The 16,315-nt window shown below is 50.4% G+C and carries 16 protein-coding genes, 1 other RNA gene and 1 pseudogene; 4 read left to right on the top strand and 14 right to left on the bottom strand.

The genetic code is table 11. The annotated features are described in order from the left end of the window. Positions 1-2 precede the first annotated feature (2 nt). From AC4IFB_RS20520 to AC4IFB_RS20485, 8 genes are all read right to left on the bottom strand, one after another. Positions 3-1,370 (bottom strand): UDP-N-acetylmuramoyl-tripeptide--D-alanyl-D-alanine ligase, encoded by a 1,368-nt coding sequence (locus AC4IFB_RS20520; RefSeq protein ID WP_490778141.1) that lies wholly within the window; start codon positions 1,368-1,370, stop codon positions 3-5. After that, the gene (locus AC4IFB_RS20515; protein WP_490781175.1) at positions 1,363-2,907 is read right to left on the bottom strand and encodes a UDP-N-acetylmuramoyl-L-alanyl-D-glutamate--2,6-diaminopimelate ligase; all 1,545 of its coding nucleotides are present in this window, start codon (positions 2,905-2,907) and stop codon (positions 1,363-1,365) included. Before AC4IFB_RS20515 ends, AC4IFB_RS20520 begins: the two co-directional genes overlap by 8 nt. Beyond that, entirely contained in the window at positions 2,904-4,643 is a 1,740-nt protein-coding gene (locus AC4IFB_RS20510) for a peptidoglycan D,D-transpeptidase FtsI family protein (RefSeq protein ID WP_490781174.1), read from the bottom strand. Before AC4IFB_RS20510 ends, AC4IFB_RS20515 begins: the two co-directional genes overlap by 4 nt. A gap of 2 nt (positions 4,644-4,645) precedes the next feature. Beyond that, the gene (ftsL, locus tag AC4IFB_RS20505) at positions 4,646-4,918 is read right to left on the bottom strand and encodes a cell division protein FtsL (protein WP_490778144.1); all 273 of its coding nucleotides are present in this window, start codon (positions 4,916-4,918) and stop codon (positions 4,646-4,648) included. Beyond that, the gene (gene rsmH, locus AC4IFB_RS20500) at positions 4,915-5,844 is read right to left on the bottom strand and encodes a 16S rRNA (cytosine(1402)-N(4))-methyltransferase RsmH (protein ID WP_490781173.1); all 930 of its coding nucleotides are present in this window, start codon (positions 5,842-5,844) and stop codon (positions 4,915-4,917) included. Before rsmH ends, ftsL begins: the two co-directional genes overlap by 4 nt. Then, the gene (gene mraZ / locus AC4IFB_RS20495) at positions 5,844-6,299 is read right to left on the bottom strand and encodes a division/cell wall cluster transcriptional repressor MraZ (protein WP_490778146.1); all 456 of its coding nucleotides are present in this window, start codon (positions 6,297-6,299) and stop codon (positions 5,844-5,846) included. Before mraZ ends, rsmH begins: the two co-directional genes overlap by 1 nt. Before the next feature lie 253 nt (positions 6,300-6,552). Then, an RNA gene (gene rnpB / locus AC4IFB_RS20490) (RNase P RNA component class A) lies at positions 6,553-6,926 on the bottom strand. A 701-nt stretch (positions 6,927-7,627) separates the two neighbouring features. Continuing rightward, a complete protein-coding gene (locus AC4IFB_RS20485) occupies positions 7,628-8,212 on the bottom strand; it encodes a TetR/AcrR family transcriptional regulator (RefSeq protein ID WP_490781172.1) in 585 nt (194 codons plus the stop codon). Positions 8,213-8,384: 172 nt separating this feature from the next. On the opposite strand from AC4IFB_RS20485, the gene AC4IFB_RS20480 reads away from it, so the two are divergent. The 3 genes from AC4IFB_RS20480 (at position 8,385) to AC4IFB_RS20470 (ending at position 10,162) form a co-directional block, all read left to right on the top strand. After that, positions 8,385-8,801: a hypothetical protein gene (locus tag AC4IFB_RS20480; protein ID WP_490778148.1), complete on the top strand. Its 417-nt coding sequence runs from the start codon at positions 8,385-8,387 to the stop codon at positions 8,799-8,801. A 46-nt stretch (positions 8,802-8,847) separates the two neighbouring features. Next, complete coding sequence (locus tag AC4IFB_RS20475; protein ID WP_490781171.1) at positions 8,848-9,420, top strand: carboxymuconolactone decarboxylase family protein; 573 nt, start codon at positions 8,848-8,850, stop codon at positions 9,418-9,420. A 271-nt stretch (positions 9,421-9,691) separates the two neighbouring features. After that, positions 9,692-10,162, top strand: a complete 471-nt coding sequence (locus AC4IFB_RS20470) for a hypothetical protein (protein ID WP_490778150.1) — start codon at positions 9,692-9,694, stop codon at positions 10,160-10,162. A gap of 24 nt (positions 10,163-10,186) precedes the next feature. On the opposite strand, the gene AC4IFB_RS20465 is transcribed toward AC4IFB_RS20470, so the two are convergent. The 6 genes from AC4IFB_RS20465 to AC4IFB_RS20440 form a co-directional block, all read right to left on the bottom strand. Then, a complete protein-coding gene (locus AC4IFB_RS20465; protein ID WP_490781170.1) occupies positions 10,187-11,101 on the bottom strand; it encodes a beta propeller repeat protein in 915 nt (304 codons plus the stop codon). 30 nt (positions 11,102-11,131) lie between these two features. Continuing rightward, a complete protein-coding gene (locus AC4IFB_RS20460) occupies positions 11,132-12,406 on the bottom strand; it encodes a PAAR-like domain-containing protein (RefSeq protein ID WP_490778152.1) in 1,275 nt (424 codons plus the stop codon). A 2-nt stretch (positions 12,407-12,408) separates the two neighbouring features. After that, entirely contained in the window at positions 12,409-13,443 is a 1,035-nt protein-coding gene (locus AC4IFB_RS20455) for a hypothetical protein (RefSeq protein ID WP_490781169.1), read from the bottom strand. Beyond that, positions 13,443-14,552 carry a DUF2169 family type VI secretion system accessory protein gene (locus AC4IFB_RS20450; protein ID WP_490781168.1) on the bottom strand — a complete coding sequence of 370 codons (1,110 nt, stop codon included), beginning with the start codon at positions 14,550-14,552 and terminating at the stop codon, positions 13,443-13,445. The genes AC4IFB_RS20455 and AC4IFB_RS20450 overlap by 1 nt, the downstream gene beginning before the upstream one ends. 764 nt (positions 14,553-15,316) lie before the next feature. After that, positions 15,317-15,646: a CopG family transcriptional regulator gene (locus tag AC4IFB_RS20445; protein WP_490778155.1), complete on the bottom strand. Its 330-nt coding sequence runs from the start codon at positions 15,644-15,646 to the stop codon at positions 15,317-15,319. Further along, positions 15,537-15,827: a BrnT family toxin gene (locus tag AC4IFB_RS20440; protein ID WP_490781167.1), complete on the bottom strand. Its 291-nt coding sequence runs from the start codon at positions 15,825-15,827 to the stop codon at positions 15,537-15,539. The genes AC4IFB_RS20445 and AC4IFB_RS20440 overlap by 110 nt, the downstream gene beginning before the upstream one ends. A 182-nt stretch (positions 15,828-16,009) precedes the next feature. Between AC4IFB_RS20440 and AC4IFB_RS20435 the strand changes: the two are divergent. After that, positions 16,010-16,315: pseudogene (locus AC4IFB_RS20435) on the top strand (transposase); the annotation flags it as partial.

The raw sequence follows: 16,315 nt of genomic DNA, 5'->3' as shown, positions 1-16,315 counted from the left end.
AATCAACCCCTCCCCATGTGCATTAAACGCTCTACCACCCGGTCCATACCCGCGCTACGCGATCCTTTGACCAGCACGGCATCACCACTACGGGTTTCAGCATCCAGTGCATCCACTAACTCACCCAAACTGGAGAAGGCAACACCCCCGTCACCGAAGCGCGCCACAGCGCTACGACTCAATTCACCAAGGGTGTAAAGGTGCTCCAGGCCAGCCTCTCTTGCCCGTTCACCAATCTCTGCATGAAGTACCACGGCATCGGCACCCAGTTCAGCCAGATCACCCAGTACCAGATAGCGCTCACCTGGTGCACTGCGAAGCACCTCAATCGCTGCGTCAACTGAGTCTGGATTGGCGTTGTAACTATCATCGATAAGGCGGTAGCCCGCTGAAGTGTCCAACAGACGCAAACGCCCTTCAACAGCTTGAACCGATGCGAGTCCCAGCTGAATATCCTCCACGCTACACCCCATCCCCAATGCCGCAGCAATTGCCGCAAGGGCATTCATCAGGTTGTGTCGACCAGCCAGTGAAATCTGCACCTCGAACTGCTGATCCAGATAGCGAACCTGCATATGATTCTGAAAGCCCTGATCTGTCCAGCGCATTTCAGCCTGGTTGAGATCACTCTGAACATCGGCTTTGGATGAGGTGCCAAATGAGATTATCCGACGTTCACCGGTATAGCCTCGCCATAGCGCGAAAAATTCGTCATCAGCATTTAAAACTGCAACCCCTGATGGTTTCAGTCCACTGAGGATTTCACCTTTCGCCTGAGCTACGCCAGAAAGATCACCGAACCCCTCAAGGTGTGCTGCCCCGGCGTTATTGATTAATGCAACATCAGGATGGGCAATCTGACTCAGGTAACCGATCTCTCCCGGATGGTTTGCACCCATCTCGACAACGGCGCACTGTTCATCCTGAAGCCGAAGAAGCGTCAGTGGCAGACCAATGTCATTGTTCAGGTTGCCTTTGGTGGCAAGAACCGTTCCTCTGATATTTAAAATTGCAGCCAGAAACTCTTTAACTGTAGTTTTGCCATTGCTGCCGGTAATAGCCACTAAAGGCACTTCAAAGCGGTCACGCCAATATCCGGCCAGACGCCCCAGACCAAGACGAGTATCTGCCACCTGCAGCTGAGCAATTTCAGAGTTCTGTGGAGTAGAGACCATTATCGCCACTGCACCTTTCTGAATCGCCGTTTCAACGAAACGGTGACCATCGAAATTCGGACCTGTCAGAGCCACGAAGAGATCACCCGGCTGGATGGTGCGGCTATCGGTACTGACCGATTGAAAGCTGACATCCTTCCCCTGATGCACAGCATTCAACTCATTCGCCACTTCTGAGAGGGAGAGTCTATTCATTAATCCCCCCAGGCCAGGAATCGAGGGCTGCAACAACCGCCTCCCGATCATCGAAATGTAAAACCTGATCCCCTATGAGTTGATAATCCTCATGACCTTTACCAGCAACCAGAACCAGATCATCAGCACTCGCGGATAAGACAGAGGTACGAATGGCACTTCCCCTGTCAGGGATCACCTTCGCCAAATCAGGTTTTGTCATGCCCGCTAGAATTTGTTCAAGAATCTGTTCACTTGACTCACTGCGTGGATTGTCATCGGTGAGATAACAGAGATCTGCCAATCGCTCTGCCACCTCAGCCATCATTGGCCGCTTACCGTGATCACGATCCCCACCACAGCCGAATACCACGAACAAGCGACCAGGGCAGTGCAATCTGAGGGCTTGAAGCGCCTTCTCCAACGCATCCGGGGTATGGGCGTAGTCAACCACAACCGAAGGTTTGCCTGCACCACCGAAGAGTTCCATTCTACCCGGCACTGTCGAAAGCCTTGATAGCACATCAATCGCTTTGGATAAGGGCCAGTTTTTATGCTGCAACACACTCAAAACCGCTAACAGATTGGCCGCATTGAAACGTCCCAACAAAGCACTCACTAACAACCCTGCGCCTTCATCTGTCTCAATTGAAATAGACAAACCCCGTTGTGAAGGCTCAACCTGCTTTGCAACAACCCAACCCTGCAATCCATCAGGAACTACGGTCTCTGATTCGACGGCATAGCCGAACACTGCCAACTTGTCGGATAGAGTTTCAGCCAGCTCCCTACCAAACGGATCATCCAGATTGATGACAGCAGCGCTCACTCCAGCCATTTCGAACAGCCGGCGCTTTGCCTCGGCATAATTTTCCAAACTACCATGGTAGTCAAAATGATCACGACTGAGATTTGTAAAAATGGCACAATCAAAGGCCAGCGCCTCTACCCGATACTGATCCAGGGCATGGGATGAGACCTCCATGGCCACCGAGCTGGCACCCTGTTCAAGCAAGTCAGCCAATAATTTCTGAACAGTTATCGCATCCGGTGTTGTCATCCCGGTAGTGGTCAATTGCCCTGGCAGACCAGCGCCGAGGGTTCCCACGATACCGCAGCATTCAACCGTTCCCAGCGCTTGAGCCAAAAGCTGACATATACTGGTCTTGCCATTGGTACCGGTAATGCCATACAGGGTCATTTGATGACTGGGATCAGCATACAGACGCCCGGCAATCTGACTCAAACATTTGGACAATTCGGCTACAGCGATCATTGGCACTGAAGCTTCAGCCAATTCAGCAGCAAGCTGAGCGGCATTATCACTACCCGACTCCCAGGCGATGGCAGCAGCACCTCCAGCAATCGCCTGCTCAGCGAAAACCAGACCATGCTGCTGAGTACCGGCACAGGCCAGAAACAGATCACCAACAACCAGCTTGCGGCTATCCAGGCAGAGTCCGTTGATATCCCGATCGAGATGCGGTGCAACATCTGCCATACCTGACAGCAATGTCGATAGACGATGTGTCTCTGGAATCTCTGTGGCCGTCATCATTCCTTCTCTCCAAGACGGGCCATCAACTTGTCATCATGCCAGGGCTTGTCAGGTGCAATATTCAGCAACCGCAAAGCACCACTCATCACTTTTGAAAATACGGGCCCGGCAACCTGACCACCGTAGTACTCTTCACCTTTAGGTTCATCAACGAAAACAGCCATTACCAGACGCGGGTGGCTGGCAGGTGCCACGCCGACAAACAGGGACAAATATTTATCCTCTGCATAACCACCGGCAACCGATTTTTTAGCTGTACCTGTTTTACCTGCAACCCGGTATCCAGGAACCGCAGCCATTGGGGCGGAGCCTTCGCGACTGACCACAGCCTCCAGCATGGTTACTACATTTCTTGCCGTGCTCTGGCGCAAAACACGTTCACCAGGAGGAGGAGACGCTTCCAATTTCAGAAGAGAAACCGGTAAGCGCTTGCCATCATTAGCCAATACCGCATAGGCCTGAGCCAGCTGCAGCGGGGTGACTGAAAGTCCATATCCAAAAGAGAGCGTTGCCTGCTCAAACGAGGACCAATCGGAAAAATGGGGCAGTCGTCCACTGGACTCTCCGGGAAACAGGCTCTCCGGGCTGGTACCAAAGCCTAATTTCGAATAGACACCCCACAAGGTCTCAGGAGACATTGAAAGTGCAATTTTACTGGCGCCGACATTACTCGATTTACGTAGCACTGTTGCCACGTCGATCATGCCGTAGTTGCGATGGTCACGTACAAGATAGCGACCGACCTTCATATAACCGGGAGAGACATCTATGGGTGTTGTCGGGTTGAAACCACCCTGCTCCATGGCCGCCGCCACAGCAAAGGGTTTAATGGTAGAACCGGGCTCAAAAACATCGGTCACTGAACGATTGCGCAACCGGCTTGAGCGGCGATCCTGCAAGTCGTTTGGATTGTAGGAGGGGCTGTTCACCATCGCCAGAATTTCGCCATTGCGGGCATCCAGAATCACCACCGAGCCGGAGCGGGCTCGATGTTTGGTCACAGCAGCTTTAAGTTCACGATAAGCCAGAAACTGCAGCCTGCGATCTATACTCAGAACCAGATCCTTGCCTGGAGCTGGACTCTGGATATTCTCGACCTGGTTAACCACACGGCCACTGCCATCCTTGATAACCCGCTTTGCACCAGCTGTACCACTGAGCCACTGATCATAGGCCAGCTCCATCCCCTCCTGCCCCTGATCGTCGATATTGGTAAAACCGACAATCTGCGACATCACTTCACTGCTGGGGTAGAAACGACGGTACTCGGAAAGCAGATCAATACCTTTCATCTGCAGCGCACTGACCTGTTCAGCCTGATCGGGATTAATACGACGTTTCAGATAGACAAAACTGCGATCACTCGAGAGCTGACGGCGCAGGCGATCAGGATCCAAATCGAGAATTGAAGCCAATGCACCAATGGTCTGACTGTCACTCTTCAGCACCCGCGGATTAGCCACCACACTTTTAACCGGTGTACTAATCGCGAGGGGTTCACCATTACGGTCGGTAATCATGCCTCGGCTGGCACTGACTTTCATAGTACGCAGATAACGGCGCTCACCCTGTTCCTGAAGAAAAGCAGTTTCAAACACCTGCCGATCCACTGATTGCCAAATCAGTGTGGTGTAGGCAAAAGCCAACATACCAAGCACAAAATATCGCCGTGCGCGATAGCTCGGTTGCCGGATAACCTCCGCTTGCTGTGCTTTTCTCTTTTTCCTGACAGCCATGTTCAGTGCTTAATGACTACGATTTCAGTAAAATCGGGTAGATGCATCTTCAATCTATCCCGCGCCTCTTGCTCAACCACGGAGTAGGTAGCCAAGGTGCTCTCTTCCAACTGCAACCTGCCCCACTCAACGCCAATGCGTTCCTCCTCCGCCTGTAACTCCTGCAACTCAACAAAATATTTGCGACTTAAATATTTGCTATAGACAACCGCTACCGCAGAGGTGATAACCGCCAGTATCAACATCGCAAACATAACCTTTCCAGTGCGGCTCATGAACATCTCTCCGCAACACGTAAAACCGCACTACGAGCCCTTGGATTAGCACCGGTCTCAGTCTCATCCGGGGTGATTGCCTTGCCCACCAAGCGCAACCTGGGCCGCAACTGGTCTTCAGTTACAGGCAATCCAGGCGGAAAATTGTCGCCCTTCGCCTGATCACGCATAAAGCGCTTCACAATACGATCTTCCAATGAATGAAAACTAATAACGGCTAACCTGCCCCCCAGGGCCAAAACATCAATCACACCACCCAATGTCTCTTTCAACGCATCCAGCTCGCCATTCACAAATATGCGAATCGCTTGAAAACTCCTGGTTGCCGGATGCTTGCCCTTCTCCCATGACGGGTTTGCTCGACTCACCAGCTCTGCCAACTGTCCTGTGGTATCGATACGCTGCTCAGCCCTCGCTTCAACAATTGCCCGCGCAATCCGTTTGGCGTGCCGCTCTTCACCATAGGTCTTCAACACCTGGGCAATCTCTCTGGCTTCTGCCTGAGCCAACCACTCTGCTGCCGAAATGCCATGGGTTGGATCCATGCGCATATCCAGAGGGCCGTTCTGGCTAAAGCTGAAGCCCCGCTGCGCTTGGTCCAACTGAGGCGAGGAGACACCAAGATCCAACAAGATCCCATTCACCTGCCCCATCACACCCTGCTGTACCGCGACCTGCGCAAGCATGGCAAAGTTCTCCTGTACCATTCGAAAGCGGCCATCTTCGCCAAACAACTGCTCACCATGAGCTACAGCCTGAGGATCCCTGTCGATAGCAATCAGCCGTCCCGCTACACCCAATCTTTCAAGGATCATGCGGCTGTGGCCACCCCGACCGAATGTGGCATCTATATAGATCCCCAGCGGATCAATCTTCAGCGCCTCAACAGAGGGCTGCAACAGTACAGAAAGATGTCTCTGTTCCATCAGATCGAAAGGGATTTAAACTCTGACGGTAAATCGAGATCTGTCAGATCCACCTTTTGCAGCCAGGTCTCCTGCTTAGACTTGTATGTCTCTTCATCCCATAACTCGAACTTATTGATCTGACCAACCAGGGCGACTTTTTTGTCGAGCCCGGCAAACCCGCGTAACTCCTGGGGCAACAAAATCCTGCCCTGACCATCCATGTCTATTTCAGTAGCGCTACCTATATAGAGACGTTGCAGATTCCGCGCCGCATCATCGAATGTGGGCATAGTCATCAGCTTCTTCTCTATTTCCAGCCAAGTGGGCTTGGGATAGATCAACAGGCAGTGATCCTTATCCGCGGTTATCACTAATTCGGAGGCGCAGACATCCACGAGCTGCTCGCGATACCGGGTCGGTATTGCAAGACGCCCTTTCGCATCCAAATTCAGTGATGAAATCCCTCGAAACAAATCAGTGCCCCTCTTTCGGCGATATTTTCCCTATTTCCCCACTTTATTCCACCTCTCCCCATATTAGGACTCACCTCAGCCTTCTGTCAAGGTAGATAATGTAAAAACTCGTTTTGGCTCAGTAGCTTACACACACCAAGCAAAGTGGTTTGAAGGGCACAAATATCCACTGGAAATACAAAAGCATGACCAGCAAACCTAAAGTAGATTATGAAGATTAAAGGGGCCCAGAAAGGGCATTGTGGGGCAAAGTGGAGGGAGTCGGCCTGTAAGCCGGGTTCTGTCAAGGACAGTCATTCATCTGGGATGTGTGTCACCACACACCTCAAGCAACCTACCCAGGAACAGTGGGGGCGCACTTGGCACAGTTAAAAAACCGGCCTGTTCCTCTATTTGGTCTTGCTCCGGGTGGGGTTTACCCTGCCATCACTGTTGCCAGAGACGCGGTGCGCTCTTACCGCACCATTTCACCCTTACCAATGACAAAGCCACTGGCGGTATATTTTCTGTGGCACTTTCCGTAGGCTTTCGCCTCCCAGGCGTTACCTGGCACCCTGCCCGCCGGAGCCCGGACTTTCCTCTGCATATCCTGAATCATCAAGCTACAGCGACTGTCTGGCCAACTCCCAGCGCTCACTTTAAAAGGTTATCAGCAGTGTGACAAGCCCCACAGTAAACAACTTTGAGCAATAGTCAAAGAGGATTATCCCACTCGAACAATTGATATTTTTCAATGCAGGAGATCAACTTATTCTATAACTTGCCGAAATAGTGGGCAGGGCCATTCATAATCACTAACCCGATAATGAACCCCAGGCTCCCATGGAGGGCATGATAAGAGTTATTGATTCAAGGAACATATAGAGTTGATTTCACCCTAGACTTTCTCAGGGTTCTGGCACATAGAAGTACCGGTATACCGATAGCAGTAATTAAGAGGTAACACCATGAAGACGCCATTTCGCGAATTCCTTTCAATCGATACACTGATTCTTGCCCTTGCAGGCATTTGGATGGTTTCTGTTCTGATCAATCTTGTCACCTGAGCAGGATCAATTATTGAGCACCCTATCGGACCTGGGAACAGCGTCTGGTAAGTAAAAAAAAACTTTTTTATGGCACCCAAGAGCAGGGATGCAGCAGATCTCACTCCGCCTCACGAATTTGATTGATGAAAGTATCAGCTTCGCAACGAGTGGATCTCAGCATAGTCTGAAGCGACACCCCCAACTTTTTTACGCCTAACCACTCTATTCAGCCTGTCACTGACATCAGCGGCTACGGTTATCTATCATCTCATTAATAGTGGCGCTGCCCCCCCTTCGACATCACCCTGACTCATCTGAGCCAGGGTGAAAGGCGCTGAGTACAGCATCAGTAATTTCATTGGCCAGGTCTTGATCCTGAACCGCTCGTGCCAATGTCACACCACCAATCAATAATGCAATATCGGCCCAGGCTTCACTCGATCGATTCCGCTCACTCTCTATAGAAAGACCTGAAGTAAAAGCCTGCTTCACCTTGAGTAGCCCCTGCTGATATGCCTCACGAGTCGACTCATCTGCACGGGCAACTTCAGGTGTCAGGCTCTGTAATGCACAACTGTTACCAAGTTCATCACAGCGCTTTTCACCAAGATAGAATCGTGCGAAGCGTTCTAGCCAGTCGTCACCATACTTTTCCTGGTACAACTCGACAGCCGATTGAAACTCACCAACACCCAGCACCACCGCTTCACGAAATGCATCAGCCTTCGAACCGAAGTGTTTATAGAATGCTCCCGAGGTGACTCCAGCCTCCTTCGCAAGACCATCAACGCCAGCACCATCGTACCCCTGACGTCGAAATTCACGGTGGGCAGCCTCTAACATCTTAGTTTTTGTGGCTTGTTTCTGTTCAGGATCGTGTCGCATCTGCACCTCGTATTCTCAATTCTACAACTATTATAGTTGACAAGATAACGATCGTAATCTAACTTATGGATAACGATCGTTATCTGCACAGACGGACTGGCCGTCTTTTTTTTGGCCCTTAAAGATAACGGTCGTTATCGATAGATTAAACACCCAAAACAGGAGAGTTCAAATGCCACTATCCCTGACCCTGACCGAAGGCGTACTAGCAGATGGCACTGAGACAATTGCTATACAGCGCATTACTGACGCAATGCTGAAATGGCACAGTCTGACCGGTAACAGCGTTATGACCCCAAATATCACTGCGATCCTTAATATCCAACCAAAGGGCACAACCTACTCTGGTGGAAATAAGTTTGATGGCGCCTGGGTGGAGTGGAAAGTACCTTCATTTGCCTTTATTGACCGCGAGGCACAGAAGGGCTTTTTCCAGGAAGCCACCGACATCATCCACGAGCTTTCCGGTGGAAAACAACCCAGAGATCACATCTATGTCAACGTGGTTCACACCGTCGATGGTGCCTGGAATCTTGATGGTAAGGCCATGACAAACGAGGAGCTTGGACAAGCCATTGCCCAGGGTTAACCAAGAATCCAGTCAATTCAGATTCGAAACTTGAGGAGAAACTTCCATGAATACAACAGCACTGATTGATCCAACCCCACCCAATGAAGAGCAAGAGTCTGTAAATGCTATTTTCAAAGCCATTGAAAACACCTTGGGCCTGATTCCGGACGGCCTGGCTCTATACGGTATAAGCCCGCCGCTGCTGGAGGCATTCGTTGATAGCTTCAGCTACTTTGTCCAGCATCAACAACTCAGTCCGGAGTTACTAGGACTGATCCGCTATCTGAATTCTAGTTCAGTAGATTGTCCCTACTGCATCGATTTCAACGCTGGCTTTCTAATAAACCTGGGTATGACACCGGAGCAACTTCAGGCCACAGTTAATAACATCAGCAATGCCCCCTTGAGCGATCAGGAGAAGGCACTGCTAAGCCTCACGATGAGGTCTCTTGAAGATCCAGAGGGCATCACTCAAGCAGACATCGAGGAAATTCGTAAACTGGGCTTTACCGACAGGGATATTTTCGACGCTATCGTTGCAGCAACGAGTAATCGCGCTTTTACAACTGTGCTCAAGACCTTTGACATCATCAAGCAGGGCGAGTCTTTTCCTAAAAAACAAGCCAATGCAGCTTGATCCAACTCGGTGTTAGTCAGTAGTGAGACTGGTACTCACAAACAACCCAAGCAGCTCAGGCGAAGTGTCTGATTCCACTTCGCCTGAGGTTAATCTTGAGAGTGTAATAGGGAAAGTACGATGATAGAAACCAGAATATTAATTTCACCACTCGGCATCAGTTTCCGCTACACTTCAGCCAACCCTGGTAAAATGGCATATTATGTACATCGCCATTTCACGAAATTGAAGGGGCGGTTATCACCACTAATTCTGCTGTAAAGCGAAAGCCATGTCAGACACTAATAGCGATAAAACCAGATCAGCATCCTCTATTCCGAAGAAGCCCCCGAAGAGACCAAAGCGTGATTACTCGGCTATGCCGCAGAAGCCGATCACACTCAAGCACCTGGAGAAAAAGCCAGTGCGTAATCAACAAAAAGCAGTCTCACAGCAACAGCAACCTAAAAGCAGACCTGCAACTAAGAAAAAAGCAGCCAATCCGTGGCACCTCGAAGGGATGTCAGCGGAAACCAAGGCCACTATAGCTGCCGCAGCGGAGAGTGAAGGTCTGACAATTGCCCAATACCTGGAGCAGCTGGTGTTGCAACATGAGAAAGAAGCAGCCCCCGTTCTGACTCCAGAGCCTGACAGAGAGACACTCAACAGAATCAGTGCACTTGAACAACGCTTGAACCAGATCGAAGAACAGCGGGGTTTTTGGGGCAGTTTTTGGGATAAGGTGATGAACTCTAAAGAGTAGTCTCTATCTAGTGTCCTATATTGTTTAAATGTTGTCTGGATGGAGGATCTCTCTCCAGGCCTCTCCATCGAACACCAGAATATCTTTCTCCCCGACAGACCAGAGCAATCCCTCCTTGGTAAACAATCGATTGGTTGTGATTGCTTTTTTCAGCCCTACATCAAGCGGGACTATCTCCTCTCCATCGACAACCGCGAGTGATTGATTGGCAGCCAGATAGATCTTCCCCTGGAAAGCTGCCATGCCATACCAATGGTCAGAAAAATCATCACTACGAATCTCTGCCCACTGATTGAAACTGCCACGAAGCACGACACCTTTGTTGCCCGCAATCCAGACGGTGCCATCCTCCAGGCAACAGACCGTGGAGAGATGGCTATTGGTCGGACTATCGTCCTTTAACCACCCCGATCCATTGTAAAAGTAGATCTCACCTTGCCAACCCACAGCATAGATATGGTTCCCATCCAGGCCATCCATATCAAAAAAACCGGTAGCTTTATCATGGGTCAGGATCTGATCACTGATCGAGATCCAGTCGTCGTCTACACGCTTGTAGACCTGTTTGCCATAGCCGCAGACATAGAGTTCATCAGCGATATTCTTGATGGTTTCAACATAGCCATAGGCATCTTCCCAGTTGAGGCCCGCACCGGGGATCTGCTCCAATTCAGTGCCACTCGAATTAACCTTGGCAACCTCACCATTTTTACCCAGTACCCACCATGCCCGAGTCTGTGCGGCCTGATTGATCAGATAGGAGACCGACTTCGCATCAAAATCCAAATCTGCGTGGCCCCACTGTCCATCCAGATGCATAAAGAAACGAGTGAAAACATTGTCACCGGGGAGCATGTCGGGGAATGCGGCAATCCCCAATAGCCCCTTTCTACCAGAGTAAGCATTTAAAAAGGTAACTGGAACCTTACCTGAACTCATACTGTTTCTCCCTTGATTGCGAGTCCGTTACTAATCTATTCCGACGGCAGGTGTCGCACCTTGAGGCACAAACCCTTCCGGTGTTCGATTACCACTTGAATCGGCTCTCAGCATTACCTTATCAGACTTGCCCTCACCCACATCCATTCCCATCTCTTTATGGGCTGCTTCGCACTGTTTCTTCATGCAGGCCTTGTCACAGGATTGCTTGACCAGTGTGACTGCATCGGACCCCTTCTCATTGGCCTGTTCAAAGCTCCAGGTGCCCGCGGTCTTCTTTACTGCTCTCTCCCCACCACGCATTTTCGGTTTACCCGTTTTTGTGCTGAGCTCTTCAACATTCATGAATTTATCTTCTTCGGCATCAACTATTGCATGCACCCGGCCATGCTCTTTTACCTTGCCACTGCTGTCTTTCTCACTTTTTGTACCACCCTCCAAACAGATGCATGGGGCTGTGGTGTCATCATAAGACTCAGCGCCTGGGTAGCGATCACCACTCCCCGCCTTTCTCTCTCCAGAGGGCATAAAACAGTGCGCCGGAATGACATGATGCGGGGTCTTGCCATCACAACAACCAAAGTCGAAGGGCACCAGATTGCAATCGAGCTGCCCTTTGCAATCATCATCAGCACACATATCCCGAGTTGCGCCCGCCTTATTGTAGAACGCCTTCTTACCTGCATCCTCTTTAACCAGGGCTTTCCAATCGACTTTTGAATCATCCTCCAACGCATCTTTTTGAGTGACATCCGCCACCTTGTGATCTTTGCGTTTTTGCTGCGTGGTGTTTTTCTTGATGTGCTTTTCCATGCAATCCTGGGTCTTATTTGACTCGGCTTTGCAATCTTCCGATGCAGAGGCAAGTGCCATCGAGTCCATATAGATCCAGGGGGGTGTCTGACCCGGCATGCTGGCATGGTTATGGGTGGTCAGATCGAGATGTCTGACCACATTCTTACCTTCAACTTTCACATCCATTGACCAGGCATTGAAGTAGACTTTGCCTTTGATTTTGCTGGTGATGATCCCTTTTTTAGGTGCACAGCCCGCTTCATCACCCATTGAGGTTTTAAAATGGGACTTATTCTTGAGCATGATCTCTTTGTCTGAGATCTTTACCTTTTTGCTCCCTTTGGTGGTGTCCTTGGCCATTCCAGTGTTCGGGTATGGGATAGGCACACCTGGCGGGGTTGCCGGGGTTTGTGGTGGCGTAAAGCAGACATCGGGAAAGGCACAGATCGCTTTACCATCTGCCTTTTTACAGGAGATCTCCCGCCCGTTGGCAAATACATTATTGGCCATTCTTACTCATCTCCCGCTGTCCAGATACATACCAATGACGACCGTTTACCATCGTCATTCCCCATATGCGCCAAGATCCTCTGCCCTTTGCTGTATCCCTTCTCACAGGCCGTCTTCAACACCGCCAGCATCACTGCCCCTTGAGCCGCTCCCACTTCACCGATGCAGTCGGCAGGATGCCAGATATCGAACTCCGGTTTTGGCGTTTTCAGAGTTCGACTGAGCGCCAGACTCGCCTCTTTAAAGTAGTACTGCTCACCGGAAAGATCAGTGATGCGAAAATCGAGATCACTCACCTGACAGCCCGCATCCCCCACTGCGTCTTTGATAGCAGCAGTCAACCCATCAGCCTTCAAAGGCTCGCCTGATTCAACGGCTGCGGCTTCGATGCCGAACCCCAACCCCTGACAACAGAGATAAGGTCCTTTTACCTGCCGGGGGGATTCGATGATCAATGCCACCGCTGCCTCACCCGGAATAAAACCATTTGAGTTTTGACTGGTCAGTAATCGCTCCTGCCGCTCCCAATGGCTCAACGACGAAGCAACCAGCAGGGTATCTGTGGCAACGATCAAAACACGCTCCAGCCCCCCCTGGTTGATCAGGTTATGGGCATGGCGCAGGGCAATCGCAACCGACACATGCCCGGAGGCGATAATCCGTGACTGCTCATGAAATTCCATCTCCAGCTCGGTTTGCAGATCGAGGAACAGCTGGTTGTCATCATCGATTATCCGTCCCGGCCGATCCTGTTCAGGCAGACAGAGCAGAAGGGGGGTCTGCGGGGCATCCAATGGAGTACCACACTGTAGTGATTCACGAATTGCGGAAGCTGCCATTTTGATCAGCTTGGTTCTACCCCGCCAGGGTTGATCCAGTATGACTTCACAACCCAGTATCCACTCCCCGGCACGATCGATGAACTGGGTCTCCTGAAAGTTATCTATCGCAGAGCGAATTGCAGCACAGCTGGCTGCCGTATCCAGCCCTACACCGGAGACCATACCGGTAGCTGTGATTGCAAGGGAGGTAGCCATTACCCCTCCTCCGATTCAGTTGCAGCGTTGCGCGATAGATGAGCCAGTGAGGGGTAGTAGATCTTTCCCAGCTCCCGCGCCCGCCACCAGGCGCGGGTTTTTCTTCCCACCAGAACCTGGGTCAGTTCAAAGATATTTTTCCTTAATGGCACCATTGCCCGCCAGGTCAAAGTGAACACGCCCTCATCCGGCTCCAGAACCAGGGTGTCGATGACAGCCTGCTGTCTGCTCTGTTCACCATTTTTATAGAAAAAGACCACTGGCATCTCAATCTGTGGCAGATCGAAAGAGGTCTGCCCCTCTGGGGTGAGATTTTCAAGAAACACCCGCTCTCCCCCTTGCAGATAGGGGATTTGTTGATCCTCCGGCGCCGCCTGATAGTAGGCCTCATTAAAGTCGCTGGGCAGAAATGGAAAACCATTCTCCTGCCACTCATCATCATAGGTACCGGCATACCGCTGGCGAGGCATCCAACCCCGACCAACCGGCCCAAAGGACATCGGCGCATAGTTACCGTTTGGCATCGTTACCGGGCGTTTCAACTCCTCTGTGTTGGGCATAGGTGAGCCATCAACCAATTCACGGGCAAGCTGCTGGTGGAATCCTCTGCCGACGGGATTTGACGCCAAGGCGGAGTGCTTGCGTTCATTCTCGTGAAAGTTATCCAAGCCACCAAAGGCGCAATCGTAACTGATCGGCATCTGTGTAAAGACGCCAGGATAGCCCGGACTGACCGCCAGATTTCCCGCTTCCCAAACACGCTCACCAGTAACTGCGAAAGACTTGTATAAGGAGCTTACTCTGAGGGTGACTTCCACCCTGGATACTGGCTGCCCAGCTGGGGCGTAAGCACTGCCATTCAACAACACATCACATCGAGGTTTGATGGGTGCATAATCGGTTTCATACACAGGCGCTGAGTGACCGGGTTCTCCACTGAAGCTATCCGCCTCAACCAGCGGCTTTTGTGCCTCGGCCAGTGAAACAGTCTGACGGGGTGGCGGTATCGTGAAGGTACCTTTGATCGCCACCACAAGCAGCTCCCGACCATCGGGTCGCATACCCATGGTAAAGCCAGCCTGCATTGCGGATGCATTGAGCAGTTCCATCGTTATTTTTTCTCATGTTGACAGCCTGATGATCCATCCCGGATGCTTCCAATAAAGAGGCCGGGTGCTATGCCCGGCTTTTCAAGGGTGTTTTTTCCTACCTCTGAAGCATAACCCCTTTTCGCACAGTTTCCAGCGAAATAGTACCGACTGTAATCTTAAACCTAAAAAGGTGGTTGGCGCACACCCTCTCCTCCAACCCATCTCCCGTCTGAGGGTGTCGCAAAATTCGTAGGGTGGGGCCATGCCCCACCATTAGGGGGTGAAACGTGCATTAACTTGCGTTCTTTTATGATCAAAATCTATTTACGAATATTCATAGCTTGCCTTTACAACACCCTCCGTCTAGGGCGGGGGTATAGTTATTCCCACAGGAAATAACATACCTGCACTGATGAGACACTACCAGTGAGTGGTCTTTGCTGACGTTGCGGATGCTTGAGCGTAGAGATACATGATTAAAGAAAGCGGTCACCTGGAGTCAGTTTCAACAATGCCCCCAACCGGCCAATGGCGAAAGATTGAACTATATCATGGTATGAGAAACCTAGAACTCAAAAGCAGATCTGCGATTTATGCGGCGCAATAGACTGCGAACGCAGACCATAGCGAACCTTCCTGCGAGCAAAATGTATATGATAGTCGCCCTCAAGAGCGGACATTAACCTTCAAGCTCATTGGCTGCCAAAACGGAGTGTCTTTTGTGCAATAGTAGAGCGACGCGGAATGCACAAAAGCCGCGTAGTTTTGGCTGTCCAATGGAGCTACTTGTTAGCGCTTTTCTGATGCGCAACATATTCATCAAGCAATTCGCGGATAATTTTTTGATACTGCATATGATGCTTTTTCGCCACATCTTTGAAGTACGTTACACTCTCTGTACTCAAAGAAATGGTTACCTTCGTATTTTTCTTTTTGAGTGCAAGTTCTTCTGGAGACGGCAGGAAGTCTGGAATTAGCCTGATTTCGTCAATTGATTCTTCGCTATATTGAATTTGTTTGCTCATATATCTTTTTACCCTTTCGCCAATAACCGGCACCAATAATTCGGATGCGACCAGAACGATATGTGAACCGGACTGTAAGTATTCCATTCTTTCCTTCGTTTAGCCCGAAACAGTAATATCGCTTTTCGTCCTGACTATGGGCTAGATCTTCAGCAATAACGCGGTTTTCGTCTAAAAAGGCATGCTGCGCTTCATAGAAGGTAACACCATGTTTTTGCTCATTTTCGAGGTTTTTTGCCTCGTTCCATTCGAAACCTGATTGACTCATTGACTAAGGATAGCTCAAATATGGCTATTTAGCCATATGCTTGATTTTTTGCGCTAACGCTTGGACTGGTTTATGCGCTGCCTTAATGAGCCGGTTGCCCGTATTGCCAATAAAGATGATGGTTTTACAGGTCGCTCTACAAATGACAGGCGCTGTTAGATGAGAAGGCCCTCGCAGCCTGTATGGCCTATGTGGATCTCAACCCGATTCGTGCAGGGCTGGCTGAGACGCCTGAGCAGTCCGAATACACCTCCATCAAAGAGCGCACCCATCTGTTCAAAGAGAATTCTGGTAGTGATAAAGAAACCAATACTCCCAGAGGTTTGCTACCTTTTGTTGGTTACCCGAGAAAAGATATGCTTAAGGGCGTACCTTTTCGTCTTGTAGACTATCTTGAGCTTGTTGATTGGACGGGGCGCGCCATCCTAGATAATAAGCGGGGTTACATACCTGACCATAAACCGCCTGTTCTCGATAGGCTACAGATC

The organism is Candidatus Thiodiazotropha sp. AKIB8, assembly GCF_058244675.1.
The sequence above is the reverse complement of the archived record's forward strand: the minus strand, read 5'-3'. Positions and strand labels throughout refer to the sequence as shown.

Coding starts and splice junctions, on each gene's coding strand:
- AC4IFB_RS20520 (WP_490778141.1), bottom strand. CDS start 1,370: ATGAATAGACTCTCCCTCTCAGAAGTGGCGAATGAGTTGAATGCTGTG.
- AC4IFB_RS20515 (WP_490781175.1), bottom strand. CDS start 2,907: ATGATGACGGCCACAGAGATTCCAGAGACACATCGTCTATCGACATTG.
- AC4IFB_RS20510 (WP_490781174.1), bottom strand. CDS start 4,643: ATGGCTGTCAGGAAAAAGAGAAAAGCACAGCAAGCGGAGGTTATCCGG.
- ftsL (WP_490778144.1), bottom strand. CDS start 4,918: ATGAGCCGCACTGGAAAGGTTATGTTTGCGATGTTGATACTGGCGGTT.
- rsmH (WP_490781173.1), bottom strand. CDS start 5,844: ATGGAACAGAGACATCTTTCTGTACTGTTGCAGCCCTCTGTTGAGGCG.
- AC4IFB_RS20485 (WP_490781172.1), bottom strand. CDS start 8,212: ATGCGACACGATCCTGAACAGAAACAAGCCACAAAAACTAAGATGTTA.
- AC4IFB_RS20480 (WP_490778148.1), top strand. CDS start 8,385: ATGCCACTATCCCTGACCCTGACCGAAGGCGTACTAGCAGATGGCACT.
- AC4IFB_RS20475 (WP_490781171.1), top strand. CDS start 8,848: ATGAATACAACAGCACTGATTGATCCAACCCCACCCAATGAAGAGCAA.
- AC4IFB_RS20470 (WP_490778150.1), top strand. CDS start 9,692: ATGTCAGACACTAATAGCGATAAAACCAGATCAGCATCCTCTATTCCG.
- AC4IFB_RS20465 (WP_490781170.1), bottom strand. CDS start 11,101: ATGAGTTCAGGTAAGGTTCCAGTTACCTTTTTAAATGCTTACTCTGGT.
- AC4IFB_RS20460 (WP_490778152.1), bottom strand. CDS start 12,406: ATGGCCAATAATGTATTTGCCAACGGGCGGGAGATCTCCTGTAAAAAG.
- AC4IFB_RS20455 (WP_490781169.1), bottom strand. CDS start 13,443: ATGGCTACCTCCCTTGCAATCACAGCTACCGGTATGGTCTCCGGTGTA.
- AC4IFB_RS20450 (WP_490781168.1), bottom strand. CDS start 14,552: ATGGAACTGCTCAATGCATCCGCAATGCAGGCTGGCTTTACCATGGGT.
- AC4IFB_RS20445 (WP_490778155.1), bottom strand. CDS start 15,646: ATGGAATACTTACAGTCCGGTTCACATATCGTTCTGGTCGCATCCGAA.
- AC4IFB_RS20440 (WP_490781167.1), bottom strand. CDS start 15,827: ATGAGTCAATCAGGTTTCGAATGGAACGAGGCAAAAAACCTCGAAAAT.